We start from the raw sequence: 17,194 nt of genomic DNA, 5'->3' as shown, positions 1-17,194 counted from the left end.
ACTGAATTTAAGAATGACTATCTTAGATATTGATCGTGAACTTTTTTCTCGCTCCCATGCTCCAGCGCGGGAATGCATATCTTGGTTAGAGGTGTCACGCAGAATGTACTACTTCCACACTTTCTCATTCTTTTGCAAGGGCATAATCGGGAAAAAAGTAAGTTGAACTAAAAGAGTAGGAAACGAAACCGGCAGAGAGGTACAGCCAAGGCCTACGCCGGTAAGTCCGGTATGCATTCCCACGCGGGAGATGTATGGGAACGAGGGAGCGTTTTACCTTCCCTCTTTGGAAAGCAAAGGAGAAATTTATGTCAATCAAATCATTACCTCTTGAATCCCAACCAAGGGAAAAACTACTTAAGCGCGGAGCACAAGCGCTATCCGATGCCGAACTGCTGGCTATATTTCTCAGAACCGGCGTAAAAGGCATGAACGTTATCGAGCTGTCCGACTTTCTTATCAATGAGTTTGGATCTCTTCGGGCCCTGTTTAACAGCACTGAAAGTGAATTCTGCAGCCATAAAGGCCTTGGGGAAGCTAAATACGTGCAACTGCAAGCCGTACTGGAAATGAGCCGCAGATACCTCGCAGAGACCCTGACGAGGGATGATGCCCTTAACAGTCCCCAGCAAACCAAAATGTTCCTTGCCAGCATTCTGAGAGACCGGCAGAGGGAAGCTTTCTATGTTCTGTTCTTAGATAACCAGAACCGGGTAATAAAAGATGAAGTTCTGTTTGAAGGGACGATAGACGCCGCCTCCGTTTATCCGAGGGAGGTTGTTAAGCGAGCGCTGTATCACGGAGCTGCCGCTTTGATTCTTGCTCATAACCATCCATCGGGGGTAGCGGAGCCTAGTCAGGCGGACAGGAGGATTACGAGGAGGCTGGTTGATGCGCTGGGGTTGGTTGATATTCGGGTGCTTGATCATTTTGTGGTGGGGGATGGGGAGATGGTTTCGTTTGCGGAGCGGGGGTGGGTATAGGGCTCTGGGATGTTGGGCCCTGGGCCCTGGGAAAGTGCACTTGGTGAAGGGGTGTTTGTTATGATGAACTTTGAGAAGTTGGTGGTTTGGCAGATGAGTTTTGAGCTTGCGCAAATGATTAATTATTATACGCGCAACTTCAGAGATTTTGGGCTTAAAGATCAAATGAGACGGTCATCGGTGTCAGTTGCATCGAACATAGCTGAAGGAGAAGAGCGAGAAACATTGAGAGAGTCAATTCGTTTCCTTTATATTGCGAAGGGATCTAATGGTGAATTGCTAACACAAATAATGCTAGCCCGCTCTTTTGGATATATCGATGAAGAAGTTTTTCTTCAACTGGAGGATAAAACAAGACGAGTAAGCAGACTACTTGCATCATTAATTAAACACAGATGCGGAAAAGTCCTGTAAATCATAAAGATAGACTGAAATATTTCAGAAAAATGCCGTTTTCCCAGGGCCCAGGGCCCATAACCCAGGGCCCTCCCCCAAAAAACACTTATCATTTCTCAAATTTCTGCTACAATCCGCCCACTATTTTTTGAACACAAATTCAGCTCTGCTCAAAAAAAGATCACGAAATCCTGTAAAAAGGATCTGTTCGGGTCTTGAGCTCTGCACGTCAAGTTAGTATAATGCGCGACCTTTGATAGCCTTGTATGGGTTCCCATAACGGTTTTTGACCTCGACACATTCTACTTGGAATGGGTAGAGAGGTTCGGCCACCAAGGTTGATATCGAGCTGAAACGATTTGGAGAAGACTTAAATGTCCCGAGTATGCCAAGTAACTGGTAAGCGTCCAGTAACGGGTAACAACCGTTCACACGCACGAAATGCTACTAAGCGTCGTTTTCTGCCGAACCTACAAACTCATCGTTTCTGGGTAGAGAGCGAAAAGCGCTTTGTTAAACTACGTCTAACTGCTAAGGGTATGCGTATCATCGACAAGAAAGGCATCGATGCTGTTCTTGCTGATATCCGTGCTCGTGGCGAGAACGTATAAGAGGAATTGAACAATGGCTAAAGGCATTCGTGAGAAAATCCGTCTAGTATCTTCTGCTGGTACTGGTCACTTCTACACAACTGACAAGAACAAGCGTAACATGCCAGGCAAATTCGAGATCAAGAAATTTGATCCTGTAGTTCGCAAGCACGTTATGTACAAAGAAGCAAAAATCAAGTAATTGGTTTTCAGGTTTCTCAAAAACCCAGTCGAAAGACTGGGTTTTTTTATGTCCGCTCATTCAACTCTTTCATCTCTCGTCAAAGCGAATCGGCCATGCTACACTTTTATGCGCATAAAAGTGTGAAAACATCCTTTTTTATGCGCATAAAAGTGTAGCACTCAACTAAGTCAGAGGCGCGAGGTAAGCAGATGAAACGAGCACTACTTGAAAAACTAATCATCTGGAAAGAGAAGAAAACCAGAAAGCCTTTACTTATTGACGGTGCCAGGCAGACTGGAAAAACGTTTCTATTGCAGGAATTGTTGGGAAGCACTTTTGAAAATGTTCTGAGAATCGACTTTTTAGAAAGCCCTGAGCTAATGGAAGCTTTTGCTGGCTCCCTTAGTCCTGAAGACATTATCACGAATATCGAACTCTTAACCGGAGAGATCTTCGAGTCATCCACCGATCTCCTCATTCTGGATGAAATCGGAGAATGTCCAAGAGCAGTAACCGCTCTGAAATACTTTGCAGAAAAGGCTCCTGAAGCTTACATAGCAGCAAGCGGGTCAAATATCGGCTTACTGACATCATTTCCTGTAGGGAAAGTAGAGCAACACAATCTAAGACCACTTACGTTTAAAGAGTTTTTATGGGCTTCTGAAGAGAAAGCTCTTTTGAAAGCCTATGAACAGCAACTAAATTCTCCAGCTGCTCACACAAAACTATTTGAATTGCTTACTGATTACTACTTTGTTGGCGGTATGCCTGAAGCCGTAAACTCCTGGTTCGAGAAATCAAGCTCAAGCATAATCGAACGGATTGAATCTGTATCTGAAGTACATAGAAACTTAGTTGAAGGCTACATACGTGACTTCGGAAAGTATTCGGGAAAAGTAGATGCACCATTGATTGAGTCCGTATTTAGAAGCATACCTGCCCAACTTTCTTCTGTTTATGACGACTCCGTAAAGCGATTCAAGTTTAAAGGAGTCCACGAACGTAAGTCCCGCTATGCTGAGTATGAGAGTGCAATAACCTGGTTGCACAAGTGCAGGCTTGCTTTGAAAAACCATCCCATTGATGGATCCCCCCGGTCTCCGCTGGCAGCATATCAGAAAGAGAATGCAGTTAAGCTGTTTCTCTTCGATGTCGGACTTCTGAACCATATGCTTGGCACTGGCTACCGAGAAATAAAGCAGCAAGGTTATGAATACAAAGGTTATGTCGCCGAAAACTATGTTCAGCAAGAAATAACGGCATTGGGTATCGAGCCTAGCTTTTCCTGGGGAGACGCCCGTGCAGAAATTGAGTTCATCATTACAGATGACCTTGGCCGCATAATCCCTGTCGAAGTAAAGAGCGGAAAAAGAACCCGAGCGAAGTCACTACAATCCTATATAAATAAGTGTAATCCTCATAAGATAATCAAGCTTACAGGGACTCAAGGGTCTCCCGTAACTGAGAAAGAGAATGTGGTTATTCCGCTTTACTATACGGGGTATTTGCTTGAGCACTTTAGGAATACTGATTAACGAAAACCTTCTGAATACGGCCCTGGGCCCTAGGTTCGGGCTTCGCCCTGCTAGGATCTGGGAAAATATAGATAGCTTCTGAAGCTAGAGTACCATTTATGTAATTAGTATTGCTTGCTAAAATAAGCATTATTAAAAGCTATTAAGCTTTCCCAGGGCCCAGGGCCTAGAAACCCAGGGCCTGATCAATACTCAGGACCTTATGCCCATGAAACTCTCCCGCCGCGGATGGAACAATCTACTCATACTCTGCATCATCATCTTTATTGTGGCGTTGAATCTGCCGAACATCCTGAAGTCTGCTTTTGATGAGCAGGAGCTAAGCCCGTACCCTTATCTGCTAAGTCAGGAAAAAAATCTGCTTCAGGTTGATTTTGCAAAGTGGTCTCTAAAGCGGGATGGGACAAACTGGGTTGCAACAAAGGATCTTTCTATCTCGGCACTTGAGCTGGTACAGCGCTGGAAATCCCTTGTGGGAACAGAGGTAACAGAAAGCACCTTCACCCAACTCAAACCGACTCTACCAAATGCACAGACGATAGAGGTCTGGTATGTGGAAGTCGAAGAGCCTCAGCGTATTACCTATTATCAGACACCGCAGTTCTGGTTGATGAAGAACTGGCAGGAGAAGTGGATTGCGGTTTCGGTGGATGAGGGGTATTTGTTTCCGTTTTAAGGCCCTGGGCCCTAGGTTCGGGCTTCGCCCTGCTGGGCCCTGGGAAGTTAGTTGAAAGTTATATAAAAATGTTTCCCCTCGGATTCGATAGCTCACCCGCCCTCTGAAACTCCCAGGGCCCAGGGCCTAGAAACCCAGGGCCCAAAAAGGATTCCCCATGCCCGAACTCCCCGAAGTAGAAGTCAGCCGCCTGGGAATAACCCCCCACCTAAAAAACCAAACCATCAAAGAAATCATCGTTCGTCAGCCTAAGCTGCGCTGGATGGTGCCTGGTGAAATTTCTCAGCTTTCCGGGCAGAAGATTATTGATATCAGCCGTCGGGCTAAGTATCTGCTTATTCGTGTGGAAACCGGGACTGTTATTGTCCACCTTGGTATGTCGGGGTCACTTCGGGTTTTGGATAACAGCTTTCCGACCGGGAAGCATGACCATGTGGATCTTGTGTTGTCGGGCGGTAAATTGCTGAGATATAACGACCCTCGCCGGTTTGGGGCATGGCTTTGGCAGGAGGGTGATCAGCTTCATGAGCTTTTGGGTAGCTTAGGACCAGAACCTCTGGAAACTGATTTTTCTGCTGAATATATGCTTGAAAAAGCCAAAAACAAAAGAACGGCGGTCAAGCAGTTTATTATGGATAACAAGATTGTTGTAGGGGTCGGGAATATCTATGCCAACGAATCTCTTTTCTCTTCCGGTATTCATCCGCAAACACCGGCAGGGACTTTGAAACCAGAACAATGGACAACTCTGGTAGCAGAAATTAAGCAGGTTCTGAAAACCGCTATAAAGCAAGGTGGAACAACACTGAAGGATTTCACCAAAGCGGATGGCAAGCCGGGATATTTTGCTCAGGAGCTACAGATGTACGGCAAGGCAGGTGAGCCCTGCCCTGTGTGTGGCAGCCCTATCCAACAACTTAAGATAGGGCAGAGGAACAGTTATTTTTGTGCGGATTGCCAGCCAAAGATTAGGCCTTAAAGCTTCCCACCAAATCATTCACATGCGAACCAGACTGAGCCAGCGATGAACTGATTGCCTCAGAACGCTGAAGATCTTCGCTTAGTTCACTGACTATCTGCTGAATCGACACCAGATTTTGATTGATATCTTCTGCCACAGCACTTTGCTCTTCCGCAGCTGAGGCTGTCTGAATACCCATATCATGGATGGTGCTAACAGAACCTTCGATACCAGCCAGCCTGTCCTGAATCACGGAAGAGTCCTGAACAGTCTTCTCACCGCGCTCCTGACTAGCCGCCATAGTGGTTACCGCTTTCTTAACGCCGCCCTGAAGCGCAGTCAGCATCTCATTGATCTCTTCGGTGCTGGCCTGAGTTCTGCTTGCCAGCGAACGAACCTCATCGGCAACAACAGCAAAGCCGCGGCCCTGCTCACCGGCACGGGCGGCTTCAATAGCAGCGTTAAGCGCCAGCAGGTTAGTCTGCTCAGCGATTCCGCCGATAACCTCAATTACGCTGGTAATCTGGTTTGTCTGATCACTAAGTGACTCAATCGCATCTGAAGTCACGTTCACTTCATTAACCAGCTCATTGATACTGTTAATGGCTTCTGCAACTTCTCTCTGAGCATCCTGGATCTGCTGGTTAGCATCCGTTATCGCCGCAGAAGTGGAGTTGGTATTGTTGGCAACCTCGCGGGATGTCGCTGCCATCTGAGTGACAGCGGTTACCACCTTCTCTGTTTCCTGACTGTGATGCTGCATCGTCTTACTGGAGTGAGATGTGTGCGAGTCAATATCATTTGCAGCCTGCATAACAGTGACAGAGGTTTCCTGAATATCTTTGATAAGCGGCTGCAGTTTATCCATAAAGGTGTTAAATGCCTGCCCCAGTTGAGCAACTTCATCATTACCTTTGGCTTCAAGACGGCTGGTCAGATCCCCGCCCCCCTGAGCGATATCATTCAGTTTTTCGGCCATATTTCTTAGTGGAGTAAGACTCTTGCTCACCACCAGGCTGATAACCGTAACAGCAATCAGCAGAACAACAACCGAGATCAGAACAGCGAAACTGATATCAGCCATAATGTTCGCTTCTCTTTGTTCTCTGTACTGAGCCACTATCTTATCCACATCATCAATATAGATACCGGTACCAAGAACCCAGTCCCACTTTGGAAGGTACTCTGCATAGCCCAGCTTTGGTGCCTGCGCGTCAATAGAAGGTTTATGCCAGGAGAAGTAAAGGAATCCGTCACCCTGCTTTGAAGCATCAATCAGACCCGAAATAACCGGAACGCCGTTATCATCCTTAAGCCCGTAAAGATTTTTCCCTACCAGTTGAGGCTTAATCGCGTGCATGGTGTTCACGCCTTTGGAATCATAGGCAAAGAAGTAACCGTCATCGGCAAAGCGCATATTGTTCAGAATAACTTTGGCAGCCTCAATATTCTCACCGTTCTGGTCAGCATCATAAAGCGCCTTGATCGCTGTTCTGCCCATTCTAAGGTGCGCTTTCAGCTCTGCTTTGTGCGTATTAATCAACTCTTCACGATATAACTGTGCCTGTTCTACCAGGTCTCGCTGACCATTCCAGTAAAACACCCCCGTGACCAAAACAGTTATAAGAATAAGAGGAATAATTGTAATTGACAGTAACTTGCCGCGGCTTTTCAGGTTCATCACCACATCTCCAGTTATCAGACTAGGGCTAATTGCATTTTTGTAAGTATAGATGCTCGTTTCATGAGCGTTTTTTTAGTGCACACAATATTAAGCCTGAAAGTGCTCTGCAGGTATATCTCTCTGTAGCAAAATACATATAAAGCTCACAATATGTGATGCAATACGCTAAAAATTCATGCCAATAGTTAGTTAAACTTTCTTTTGGGGCTTTAACTCTAGATAAAAAAACTCCCTATCCGTTGAGAATGAATGGCTCTGAACATATATCTCCCTGTAATTACCCGTTTTTGTGGTATGGTTTGCTCAGAATTTTGGAGAACCTATCAATGCGAACATTAGAAGGCAAAAAGATCCTGCTTGGTATCAGCGGTGGTATTGCTGCGTATAAGTGTGCAGAGCTGACCCGCCGTCTGGCAGAAAGAGGCGCAACGGTACATGTTGTGATGACTCAGGCAGCAAAGGAATTTATTACCCCTCTGACAATGCAGGCCGTTTCCGGAAGGCCGGTATCAGAAAGCCTGTTTGACCCGGCAGCAGAAGCATCAATGGGCCATATTGAGCTGGGCAAATGGGCAGACTTAGTGCTTCTGGCACCCGCTACTGCCGACCTTATCGCCCGCGTAGCCGCCGGCATGGGTAATGACCTGCTTTCCACACTTGTGCTGGCAACAGAAGCAGAAGTCGCCGTCGCCCCTGCTATGAATATGCAGATGTATAACAATGTGGCCACTCAGGAAAATATCGCCACGCTAAAACGCCGTGGTATGCATATCTGGGGACCGGGAGCCGGTGAGCAAGCATGTGGCGACGTAGGTAAAGGCAGAATGCTGGAGCCAATGCAGCTTGTCGGACTATGCGAAAACTACTTCCAGCCGAAGCTGTTAGAAGGTAAATCCGTTCTTATTACTGCAGGCCCAACCCGTGAAGCCATTGATCCGGTCCGCTACATCAGCAATCACAGCTCAGGAAAAATGGGCTTTGCTCTTGCAAAAGCCGCATCTCAGCTTGGTGCTGAAGTAACACTGGTAAGTGGTCCGGTTAGCCTTGAAACTCCGCAAGGTGTAAACCGCATCAATGTGGACAGCGCTCAGAACATGTATGACGCCGTCATGGAAAATACAGCCAGCAACAATATTTTTATTGCCTGCGCCGCTGTTGCCGACTATCGTCCGGAAGCCGTTTCTTCACAAAAGATTAAGAAAACCGACGATTCAGACTCAATGTCCGTCACCATGGTGAAAAATCCGGATATCGTCGCATCCGTCGCAGCACTTGAAGAGTCCCGCCCCTTTACTGTAGGCTTCGCGGCTGAAACACAGGACGTAGAAAAATACGCCCGCAGTAAACTGGAGCGCAAGAAGCTTGATATGATCTGCGCCAACGATGTCTCAGTCGAAGGACAGGGCTTTAACAGCAACAATAATGCACTGCATCTTTATTGGAAGGATGGAGAGTTGGAGTTGCCGTTGGATGCGAAGGAAACGCTGGCGGCGGAAATACTTAAGAAAATTTCAGAGTTAATGTAAATAAGGCCCTAGGCCCTGGGTTCGGCTGCTTCGCAGCCTGCTGGTACCTGGGTGAAATACTCTTCACCTAACCCCACCAGCTAACTCCCAGGGCCCAGGGCCCAGAACCCCAGGGCCCTTTTACCCATGAAACAAATCGACCTAAAAATCCTCGACTCCCGCATCGGCGGCGAGTTCCCACTACCAACCTACGCAACAGAAGGCTCGGCTGGTATCGATCTGAGAGCTTGCCTTGACGAAGCGCTGACCGTAGAGCCGGGTAAGACTCACCTTGTTCCTACCGGTATGGCGATTCATATTAACGACCACAATCTTGCTGCGACTATTCTGCCTCGCTCTGGTCTTGGCCATAAGCACGGTATCGTACTTGGTAACCTGGTTGGTCTTATCGACTCTGATTATCAGGGTCAGCTGATGGTTTCTGTATGGAACCGCGGTCAGACTACATTCACCATCGAACCCGGTGATCGTATTGCTCAGCTTGTCTTTGTTCCTGTGGTACAGGCAGAGTTCAACATTGTTGACGATTTCGACGCGACAAAACGCGGTGAAGGCGGTTTTGGTCACTCAGGTAAGCAATAAGCGCCTAAAAATGCGCGAATAATTCAAAAATTCGCGCATTTTCTTTACCTATTCAACTGAAAAGCTACGAACTATTGTTAGAATGATGTTCTGGGACCAATGGTTGTCCTGAAGTAGTAATGTAATTAAAGGAACTGGTACATGACCGGCACGAGAAAATCCAATCGTCGCGAAGAGATTCTTCAGGCTCTGGCCCATATGCTGGAATCTAATGAAGGCGCATCCCGTATTACCACAGCAAAACTTGCTAAGCAGGTTGGCGTTTCAGAAGCAGCTTTATATCGTCACTTCCCAAGCAAAGCCCGTATGTTTGAAGGCTTAATCGAGTTTATGGAAGAGGCAATTATGCCACGAATCAACCGTATTCTTGATGATGAAAAGGATACCCTTCAGCGCCTGAGACTTGTGCTACAGCTGATTCTAGTCTTTGCTGAAAGAAACCCAGGCCTGACACGAATACTGTCTGGTCATGCTCTAATGTTCGAAAATGAGCGCTTAAGAGGCAGAGTCAACCAGCTGTTTGAACGCATTGAAACTCAGCTAAGACAGATTCTGAGAGAAAGAAAGCTGCGTGAGGGCAAATCATTCCCTGTGGATGAGAAAATACTTGCGGCACAGCTGCTGGGCCAGGTTGAAGGCAGCCTGAACCGGTTCGTGCGTTCAGATTTTAAATATAAGCCAACGGAAAACTTTGAGGATTACTGGGCACTGCTCAGTGCTCAAATTCAATAAATATGAGTAAAAGAAGCATCAAACCAACTTTCACCATCTCTCTGCTGCACCCTAAAAACTGGGGTGTCTGGCTTGGTTTTGGCTTTCTGGCCCTTTTTGTAAATATTATGCCCTACAGAGTTCTTCTGTTTACAGGGCGTAAAATCGGCCAAATAGGCATGAAATACGGCCAGAAGCGTGTTCATGTTGCATCACGCAACCTTGAACTCTCTTTCCCTGAGAAATCAAAAGAAGAGATTGATGCAATCGTCGTTGAGAACTTCAAAAACACAGGTATGGCTCTGATCGAAACAGGAATTGCCTGGTTCTGGCCTGCCTGGCGTCTGAAGCGTTTTCTGACCTATGAAAACATGGAGCAACTTTCCCGCTATGAAGAAGAGGGTAAAGGTGCCCTGCTCTGTTTTGTTCACGCCCTGAATCTGGAAATTGCGGCAAGAGCTTTTGGTATTGCCGGCATGCCTGGTCATGGTGTTTACCGTCCGCATACCAACCCGGCTTACGACTTTATTCAGTACTGGGGAAGAACGCATAACGGCAACACTTTAGTAGACCGCAGAGACCTGAAAGAGATGATCCGTGTTCTGCGTAAAGGCCAGCGTCTGTTCTATCTTCCGGACCACGATTACGGTCATAACAAATCTGTATTCGTACCTTTCTTTGCTGTTGAGGAAGCTTGTACAACCACTGGTCCTAGTATTCTTGCCTATCCTAGCCATTGCGCTATTATCTCCGGCTCTGGATTCAGAACTAAGGATGGTAAGTACGAAATCATCCTGGATGACTCCATGCATGAAATCTATCCTCAAAAGGATATGGAAGCCGCTGCTGCACTTATGAATAAGTATATGGAGAAGGTTATCCTAAGAGGGCTAGATCAGTGGATGTGGCTGCATAAACGCTTCAAATCCATGCCTGATCACGACAGAACAAATGAACGCTATCTTTAGGACTCCGGTTGCATGACCAACAATAAAAACAGTATCGACAGTTATCTATATAACCCCACTTTTAAATGGGAGTTTCTGCACCCTAAACACTGGCCTACCTGGCTGGGAATGGTGTTTGCAGTACTGCTGGCGTTTATTCCACCAAAAATCAGAGACAAGATAGCCGCTTCACTTTCAAAAGTTATCGTAAACCGCAACGGAAGAATTATCCGCCGGACCAGAACAAATCTGACCCGATGCTTTCCTGAAAAAAGCGAGCAGGAGGTTCAGGAACTGCTCTACGGCTGCTTTGCCAAGGCGACTCAGTTTATGCTTGGTTACTCGGAGCTTCTTGTCCGCTCAACTAAACATAACCAGAACCGTGGCGAGATGATTGGGGAAGAGAACATCATCCCTTATCTGGATAAGGGCGAGAAAGTGATCATTCTTGCTCCGCACGCCTGGGCGGTGGATTATCCGGCGATAATGCTGGCCGCAAGAGGCTACAAAATCTCAACCATTATGAAGCCTCAGAAAAACCCTATCGGTGACTGGCTGATGCATGTTCAGCGTATGCAGTATGGCGGACGCATCTTTGCCCGCAGCGCTGGTATCAAGCCTTTTATCCGTTCCATCAAAGATGGTTATGTGGGTTACTGGCTGCCAGATGAAGACCATGGTGCGGCGAACTCTGTGTTTGTGCCTTTCTTCGGCACGGAAAAAGCGACGCTGAAAGGCTTCGGTAAGATGGCAAGGCTTTCCAGAGCTAAAGTGGTTCCTGTACTTCCCGCTTACAATGATAAAACCGGTAAGTATGAAGTACACATTTTGCCAGCACTTGAAGACTTCCCGACCGGTGATGAAGAGACAGATGCAAGAAGGATGAATCAGGCGATTGAAGATTTGGTTACACCAAGGCCTGAGCAGTATATGTGGAATCTGGCGCTGCTGAAGACACAAAGGGATGGGTCGCAGATTTACGATTAACGGGCACTTCCTCTTTTCAAGGAAGTTAACTCTTATCCATAAATTCAATGGTGCAGAGAAAAGTTCCTCCCCTTAGCCTCTAAAGGCCGGACTTTCGAAGAAGTTACATCGAAGGGGAGGTTAGGAGGGGTTGTTGCTTAGAGGTTTTTAGACCCCGAACTCCGCACGATACGCTTTAACCGCTTCAAGATGCTCAGCGTTATCGCCTTTCTCTTCAAGATAAGTAACCAGGTCAGTCAGGCTTACAATAGAAATCACTGCACAACCAAAATCACGCTCAACTTCCTGAATAGCTGAAAGCTCACCTTTGCCCTTCTCCTGGCGGTCGATAGCAACCAGAACACCAGCCAGATCCGCACCATTCGCTTTGATGATTTCCATAGACTCACGAATCGCAGTACCCGCTGTAATTACATCATCCACCAGCATAATGCGACCTTCTAGTGGGCTGCCTACCAGATTGCCGCCTTCACCATGGTCCTTCGCTTCTTTACGGTTAAAACAGTATGGCGTATCCACATCATGGTGATCTGCCAGCGCAACCGCTGTTGTTGTTGCAATAGGGATGCCTTTGTAAGCCGGGCCAAACAGCACATCATATTCAATGCCCGAGTCAGCCAGAGCCGCAGCATAAAAGCGACCAAGGCGAGCCAGGTCTCTGCCTGTATTAAACAGGCCAGCGTTGAAGAAGTAAGGGCTCTTACGGCCCGATTTCAAAGTAAACTCACCAAACTTAAGAACTTCCTTTTCCAGGGCAAATTCAATAAATTCACGCTGATATGCTTTCATGGTATTCCTCTTTCCTTCATATAAAAAAATAGCCCCTAAAAAGGAGCTATCTAAAAATTAATCTTCTAACGACGACTTCTGAATCTCGACAATGTCGGCAATGCCCTTCTGAGCAATATCCAGAAGCTCAAGAAGTTCAGCATGGCTGAAAGGTTCGCCCTCTGCAGTACCCTGAACCTCGATCATCTTACCTTCTTCTGTCATCACAACATTCATATCGGTGTCGGCAGCTGAGTCTTCTACATACTCAAGGTCACAAAGTGCTTCTCCGCCTACGATGCCAACAGAAACTGCAGCAACATGACCCTTCATCGGGTTAGCTTTCAGCTTACCAGCCTTCACTAGATGCTTGAACGCGTCAGCCATTGCTACGCTTGCACCCGAGATAGAAGCGGTACGGGTACCACCATCTGCCTGGATTACATCGCAGTCAACGGTAATCATAATTTCGCCCATGGCTTCCAGGTCAACCACTGCACGCAGGCTGCGGGCAATAAGGCGTTGGATTTCCATTGTACGGCCGCCCTGCTTGCCACTGGCAGCTTCACGACGGTTACGCGAATGAGTTGCACGAGGCAGCATGCCATATTCAGCCGTTACCCAGCCTCTGCCCTGACCTTTTAGCCAGCGAGGAACATTTTCTTCCACAGATGCGTTACAAAGCACCTTGGTGTTACCAAACTCTACCAGCACAGAGCCTTCCGCATACGCTGTGTAGTTACGGGTCAGTTTGATAGGGCGAACTTGTTCTGGTTTTCTGTCGTTTGGACGCATGAAAATTTCCTAATAAGGGGACACAATTGGCGCAGAATTATATAGGAATTACTACACTCTTCATAGTAGCAGTCAATTTTCAAAGCATGCTGGCAATGAAACTGTGCTAACATGTCGGCAATTCCAAACTAATCTAACAGGTTATCAGCCTTACCAATTCTAAGAAGCCTGATGACAAAAAAGGTATTTCAATGATCTACAGCATGACCGCCTATGCGCGCAAAGAAGTGAAAGGTGATTGGGGCAACGCAGTCTGGGAAATTCGTTCTGTAAACCAGCGCTATCTTGAAACTTACTTCCGCCTTCCAGAGCAATTCCGGGGGCTAGAGCCAATTCTTCGCGAGCGTTTCCGTAAACGTCTTGCACGCGGTAAGGTTGAATGCCACCTGCGCTTTGAAGCAAATCCAGCAGCTCAGGGCGTGCTGACCATCAACGAAACACTGGCAAATCAGGTTATCAAGGCTGCCGAGCAGGTTATGCATATGACCGGAGAGCTAAGCCGCATCAACCCGTTTCAGGTTATGCAGTGGCAGGGTGTGATGGAAACACCAGAGCAGGATATGGATGCGGTAAATCAGGATCTGCTGAGCGCGTTTGATGAAGCGGTAACCGACTTTATCGAAGCCCGTGGCCGTGAAGGCGATAACATGAAGGCGCTGATTGAACAGCGTCTGTCTGCAATCACGCAAGAGGTGGTTAAGGTTCGCAACCGCATGCCTGAAATTCTTGAGTGGCAACGTGAACGCTTAATCTCTAAGTTTGAAGAGGCAAAAATCGAGCTGGATGCATCACGAGTAGAGCAGGAACTAATCCTGTTGGCGCAAAAAGTCGATGTAGCCGAAGAACTTGACCGCCTGGACTCACACGTAAAAGAAACCACCAACATCCTGAAAAAAGGTGGAGCCTGCGGCCGTCGTCTGGACTTTATGATGCAGGAGTTCAACCGCGAATCAAATACGCTGGCTTCTAAGTCTATCAGTACGGACATCACGGCTTCTGGTGTGGAGCTTAAGGTGCTGATTGAGCAGATGCGGGAACAGATCCAGAATATAGAATAAGCTTTCCCCCAAACCTGTTAGTTAGCAGTAGTTCTAAAGGCTGGTGGCAGAGTTATTTAGTAGCTACCACCAGCGTACAGTTTATTTATAGGCATAAGAATGCAAATTTCTTATGCCTATTTTTATAATATGTATAATTTTTGGGGTTATCTATACACATAAAACCTTTCATGTATAAAAAACCTCCAAATATATACATTACTGTCAAATTAGGGATACTTAATGACGTCTAGGTTGCTCGACAAATTTTGGTGACACCGACGATGACACAAGTTGCAAAGCACTAAAACGGATACCAGAACAACTGCTCATCCATCACTCGCTTAGTAATAGCCAATACCACAACCGTCAGCATAACCAGCATCCAGACGGCATCAACTTTACCCAGCGGTTTTAAGCTATACCAGGTACGGCTCTTATGCCTGCCGAACCCGCGTAATGTCATGGCATTTGAGATGTCTTCTGCTTTATCCAGACTGGAGAAAATCAAAGGTCCAAGTATCCGGACAATATTCTTGAACCGGGAAAACAGAGGTGCCTTTTTCGATAGCTCCACACCTCTGGCTTGCTGAGCGTGCATGATATTTACAAAATCTTTTTTGATCTCAGGAAGATAACGCAGAGTCAGGCTCACCGCATAGGCGATTTTGTACGGAACACCCAGGCGGTTCAGGCTGGCAGCAAACTCTGTTGGATGGGTGGTAAATACAAACACCAGCGCAATCGGGAACATGCTGAAGTACTTCAGGGTTACGTTTACCAGATAAAACAGGGTTTCCTGTGTAACAGAGTAGCCATAGGGCATGCTCACCAGCACAGTTTCACTGCCCAGATATTCTGTTCCCTGTTGAGGCGCGAGCAGATAAATAAATACCGCATTTAGTGTCAGAACACTTGCTGCCGCAATCAGCAGTGGCTTATAGATTCGGAAGGGTACTGCTGATAGCTTTAACAGAGCTAAGCCGGACAAAAGCAAAGCAGCAATCACTCTGATATCAAAGGTAATCAGCACTACGGTAGTCCAGGCGATAAACAGCATAAACTTGGTAATACCGTTAAGCTTATGCAGCGGTGAGCCGGTATCTATATAGTTAATACCGAAAGAGATTTTAGAGTCCTTCACGCGGCCTTCTCCTGATCAATAAAGTGCTGCATAAAGGCATCGGTATCATCAATATTCATCGCAACAGCAAGCTCATACAAACTGGTTAATGCCAGGTTGGCCTTCCCGAGCAATTCCGGGTCGGAAAATACATTTGTCATCGGAGCATCTGCGATTAAGCAGCTATCAGAGATAACAACAGAGCGGGTGGTGTATTCCAGAACCAGATGCATATCATGGGAGATAACAATCACCGTAATGCCATGTTCTTTATTCAATTTCTGAACAAAGCGCATGATTGAAGTGTAATTTTTGTAGTCCTGCCCGGCTGTCGGCTCATCCAGGATCAGTATTTCAGGTTCCAGCACCAGAATTGAGGCGATAGTGACACGTTTCTTCTGACCATAGCTCAGTGCATCCACAGGCCAGTTGCGGTACTTACTCAAGCCACATAGCTCAAGAACGTTGAGAACCTTCTCTTTGATAACAGACTCTTTATAGCCTCTGTTACGAAGGCCAAAAGCAACCTCATCAAAAATCATATGATGCGAGATCATATGATTCGGATTCTGCATTACCACGCCCACCTTCTGGCTGCGCTCAAAGATCGACAGCTCAGACAGATCTTCGCCGTTAATCTCGATCGAGCCTTCATCTGGCTGAATCACCCCCATAACCAGCTTGGTCAGGGTTGATTTACCAGAGCCATTCTTGCCGAGAATAGAAACCATCTCGCCTTTGCTGACCTGAAAACTCACATCATCAAGCGCCTTTTCTTCACCATCGTAGGAGAAGCTCAGGTTATTTAGTTTCAGTAAAGGCCCGGCTTCAGCGCTACCCACCGGATGAGTGCGCTGGCAATACCATTCAGATACCGGCCCGATATATTCCGAAACCGGCATATTCCCTAGTCTGGACGGGCTATCGCTTTCCTGAATACGACATCCGGCAGCCTTAAGAGCAGATAGATAGAGAGGCTCTCTGATCCCATGCTTTGCAAGAAGCGGCGATGAAAGCAGTGCATCCGGCGTCATATCTGCGATGATTTCGCCACCATCAATTAATATGACGCGATCTACGTTGCGGTACAGTACATCCTCGAGACGATGCTCAATAATAACGACCGTTTTTCCACTGTCTGAATGCAGCTTATCTATGATGTCGATGGTTTTCTTACTGGTTTTCGGATCCAAAGCAGCAAGAGGCTCATCAAAAAGCAGAACATCCACTTCATCAACCAAAATGCCAGCCAGGGAGACACGTTGCTTCTGGCCACCCGAAAGCTCATGCGGAGAGTGCTCCAGCATGTTTTCAAGGTCCACCAGTTGAGCGGTCGCCTTAACTACCGGATACATATCGATACTTTTGACCAGCTGGTTTTCCAGGGCAAACGCAATATCTTCACCGATACTCAGGCCAACAAACTGGTTATCTGTATCCTGCAATACCGTACCGACTTTCTCGGTATAGGCATTCATATCAAACTGCTGTGTATCCTTGCCGTCTATCTTCAGACTGCCGGATATGCGGCCTTTGATTGAATGAGGGATCAGACCATTCAGACATTGCCCCAGGGTAGATTTTCCACTACCGCTAGGGCCAACGATGACAACCTTCTCACCTTTCTCAATCCGCAGATTGATATTTTTAAGAGTAGGTTTGTCTAGTGAGTCATACTGAAATGAAAACTCGGAAAACTCGATCGTCAT

At 46.8% G+C, this 17,194-nt stretch carries 18 protein-coding genes; 13 read left to right on the top strand and 5 right to left on the bottom strand.

Going from position 1 to position 17,194, the window contains the following annotated elements:
* The first annotated feature begins 308 nt into the window (after positions 1-308).
* The 7 genes from radC to mutM all read left to right on the top strand — a co-directional run bounded on the left by radC (position 309) and on the right by mutM (position 5,343).
* Entirely contained in the window at positions 309-983 is a 675-nt protein-coding gene (gene radC / locus L3Q72_RS00705) for a DNA repair protein RadC (protein ID WP_275130791.1), read from the top strand.
* 60 nt (positions 984-1,043) lie between these two features.
* A complete protein-coding gene (locus L3Q72_RS00700; RefSeq protein ID WP_342752149.1) occupies positions 1,044-1,397 on the top strand; it encodes a four helix bundle protein in 354 nt (117 codons plus the stop codon).
* Positions 1,398-1,753: 356 nt separating this feature from the next.
* Positions 1,754-1,990 (top strand): 50S ribosomal protein L28, encoded by a 237-nt coding sequence (gene rpmB / locus L3Q72_RS00695; RefSeq protein ID WP_021704597.1) that lies wholly within the window; start codon positions 1,754-1,756, stop codon positions 1,988-1,990.
* A gap of 13 nt (positions 1,991-2,003) precedes the next feature.
* Positions 2,004-2,171 carry a 50S ribosomal protein L33 gene (gene rpmG / locus L3Q72_RS00690; RefSeq protein ID WP_004405486.1) on the top strand — a complete coding sequence of 56 codons (168 nt, stop codon included), beginning with the start codon at positions 2,004-2,006 and terminating at the stop codon, positions 2,169-2,171.
* 191 nt (positions 2,172-2,362) lie between these two features.
* Entirely contained in the window at positions 2,363-3,688 is a 1,326-nt protein-coding gene (locus L3Q72_RS00685; protein WP_275130790.1) for an AAA family ATPase, read from the top strand.
* A 208-nt stretch (positions 3,689-3,896) separates the two neighbouring features.
* Positions 3,897-4,364, top strand: a complete 468-nt coding sequence (locus L3Q72_RS00680; RefSeq protein WP_275130789.1) for a hypothetical protein — start codon at positions 3,897-3,899, stop codon at positions 4,362-4,364.
* 157 nt (positions 4,365-4,521) lie between these two features.
* Positions 4,522-5,343: a bifunctional DNA-formamidopyrimidine glycosylase/DNA-(apurinic or apyrimidinic site) lyase gene (mutM, locus tag L3Q72_RS00675; protein WP_275130788.1), complete on the top strand. Its 822-nt coding sequence runs from the start codon at positions 4,522-4,524 to the stop codon at positions 5,341-5,343.
* On the opposite strand, the gene L3Q72_RS00670 is transcribed toward mutM, so the two are convergent.
* Positions 5,333-7,006, bottom strand: a complete 1,674-nt coding sequence (locus L3Q72_RS00670) for a methyl-accepting chemotaxis protein (RefSeq protein ID WP_275130787.1) — start codon at positions 7,004-7,006, stop codon at positions 5,333-5,335. The genes mutM and L3Q72_RS00670 overlap by 11 nt on opposite strands.
* Before the next feature lie 329 nt (positions 7,007-7,335).
* Between L3Q72_RS00670 and coaBC the strand changes: the two genes are divergently transcribed.
* The 5 genes from coaBC (at position 7,336) to lpxM (ending at position 11,762) form a co-directional block, all read left to right on the top strand.
* Entirely contained in the window at positions 7,336-8,535 is a 1,200-nt protein-coding gene (gene coaBC, locus L3Q72_RS00665) for a bifunctional phosphopantothenoylcysteine decarboxylase/phosphopantothenate--cysteine ligase CoaBC (protein ID WP_275130786.1), read from the top strand.
* 126 nt (positions 8,536-8,661) lie between these two features.
* On the top strand, positions 8,662-9,117 hold the full coding sequence (gene dut / locus L3Q72_RS00660; RefSeq protein WP_275130785.1) for a dUTP diphosphatase: 456 nt from the start codon (positions 8,662-8,664) through the stop codon (positions 9,115-9,117).
* Positions 9,118-9,258: 141 nt separating this feature from the next.
* Positions 9,259-9,849 carry a nucleoid occlusion factor SlmA gene (slmA, locus tag L3Q72_RS00655; protein WP_275130784.1) on the top strand — a complete coding sequence of 197 codons (591 nt, stop codon included), beginning with the start codon at positions 9,259-9,261 and terminating at the stop codon, positions 9,847-9,849.
* Complete coding sequence (lpxL, locus tag L3Q72_RS00650) at positions 9,846-10,796, top strand: LpxL/LpxP family Kdo(2)-lipid IV(A) lauroyl/palmitoleoyl acyltransferase (RefSeq protein ID WP_275132053.1); 951 nt, start codon at positions 9,846-9,848, stop codon at positions 10,794-10,796. Before slmA ends, lpxL begins: the two co-directional genes overlap by 4 nt.
* Before the next feature lie 12 nt (positions 10,797-10,808).
* Entirely contained in the window at positions 10,809-11,762 is a 954-nt protein-coding gene (gene lpxM, locus L3Q72_RS00645) for a lauroyl-Kdo(2)-lipid IV(A) myristoyltransferase (protein WP_275130783.1), read from the top strand.
* 147 nt (positions 11,763-11,909) lie between these two features.
* Here the strand turns inward: lpxM and pyrE are convergent, their stop codons facing one another.
* Positions 11,910-12,551 carry an orotate phosphoribosyltransferase gene (pyrE, locus tag L3Q72_RS00640; RefSeq protein ID WP_275130782.1) on the bottom strand — a complete coding sequence of 214 codons (642 nt, stop codon included), beginning with the start codon at positions 12,549-12,551 and terminating at the stop codon, positions 11,910-11,912.
* Between the two features lie 57 nt (positions 12,552-12,608).
* Positions 12,609-13,325, bottom strand: a complete 717-nt coding sequence (rph, locus tag L3Q72_RS00635; RefSeq protein ID WP_275130781.1) for a ribonuclease PH — start codon at positions 13,323-13,325, stop codon at positions 12,609-12,611.
* 191 nt (positions 13,326-13,516) lie between these two features.
* On the opposite strand from rph, the gene L3Q72_RS00630 reads away from it, so the two are divergent.
* A complete protein-coding gene (locus L3Q72_RS00630) occupies positions 13,517-14,383 on the top strand; it encodes a YicC/YloC family endoribonuclease (RefSeq protein ID WP_275130780.1) in 867 nt (288 codons plus the stop codon).
* Between the two features lie 283 nt (positions 14,384-14,666).
* On the opposite strand, the gene L3Q72_RS00625 is transcribed toward L3Q72_RS00630, so the two are convergent.
* Both L3Q72_RS00625 and L3Q72_RS00620 read right to left on the bottom strand, forming a co-directional pair.
* A complete protein-coding gene (locus L3Q72_RS00625; RefSeq protein ID WP_275130779.1) occupies positions 14,667-15,506 on the bottom strand; it encodes an energy-coupling factor transporter transmembrane component T in 840 nt (279 codons plus the stop codon).
* Entirely contained in the window at positions 15,503-17,194 is a 1,692-nt protein-coding gene (locus L3Q72_RS00620) for an ABC transporter ATP-binding protein (protein ID WP_275130778.1), read from the bottom strand. The genes L3Q72_RS00625 and L3Q72_RS00620 overlap by 4 nt, the downstream gene beginning before the upstream one ends.

This window comes from Vibrio sp. JC009 (assembly GCF_029016485.1).
In the GTDB taxonomy this organism is placed as follows: domain Bacteria; phylum Pseudomonadota; class Gammaproteobacteria; order Enterobacterales; family Vibrionaceae; genus Vibrio.
This window is presented reverse-complemented; position numbering and strand designations above follow the sequence as displayed.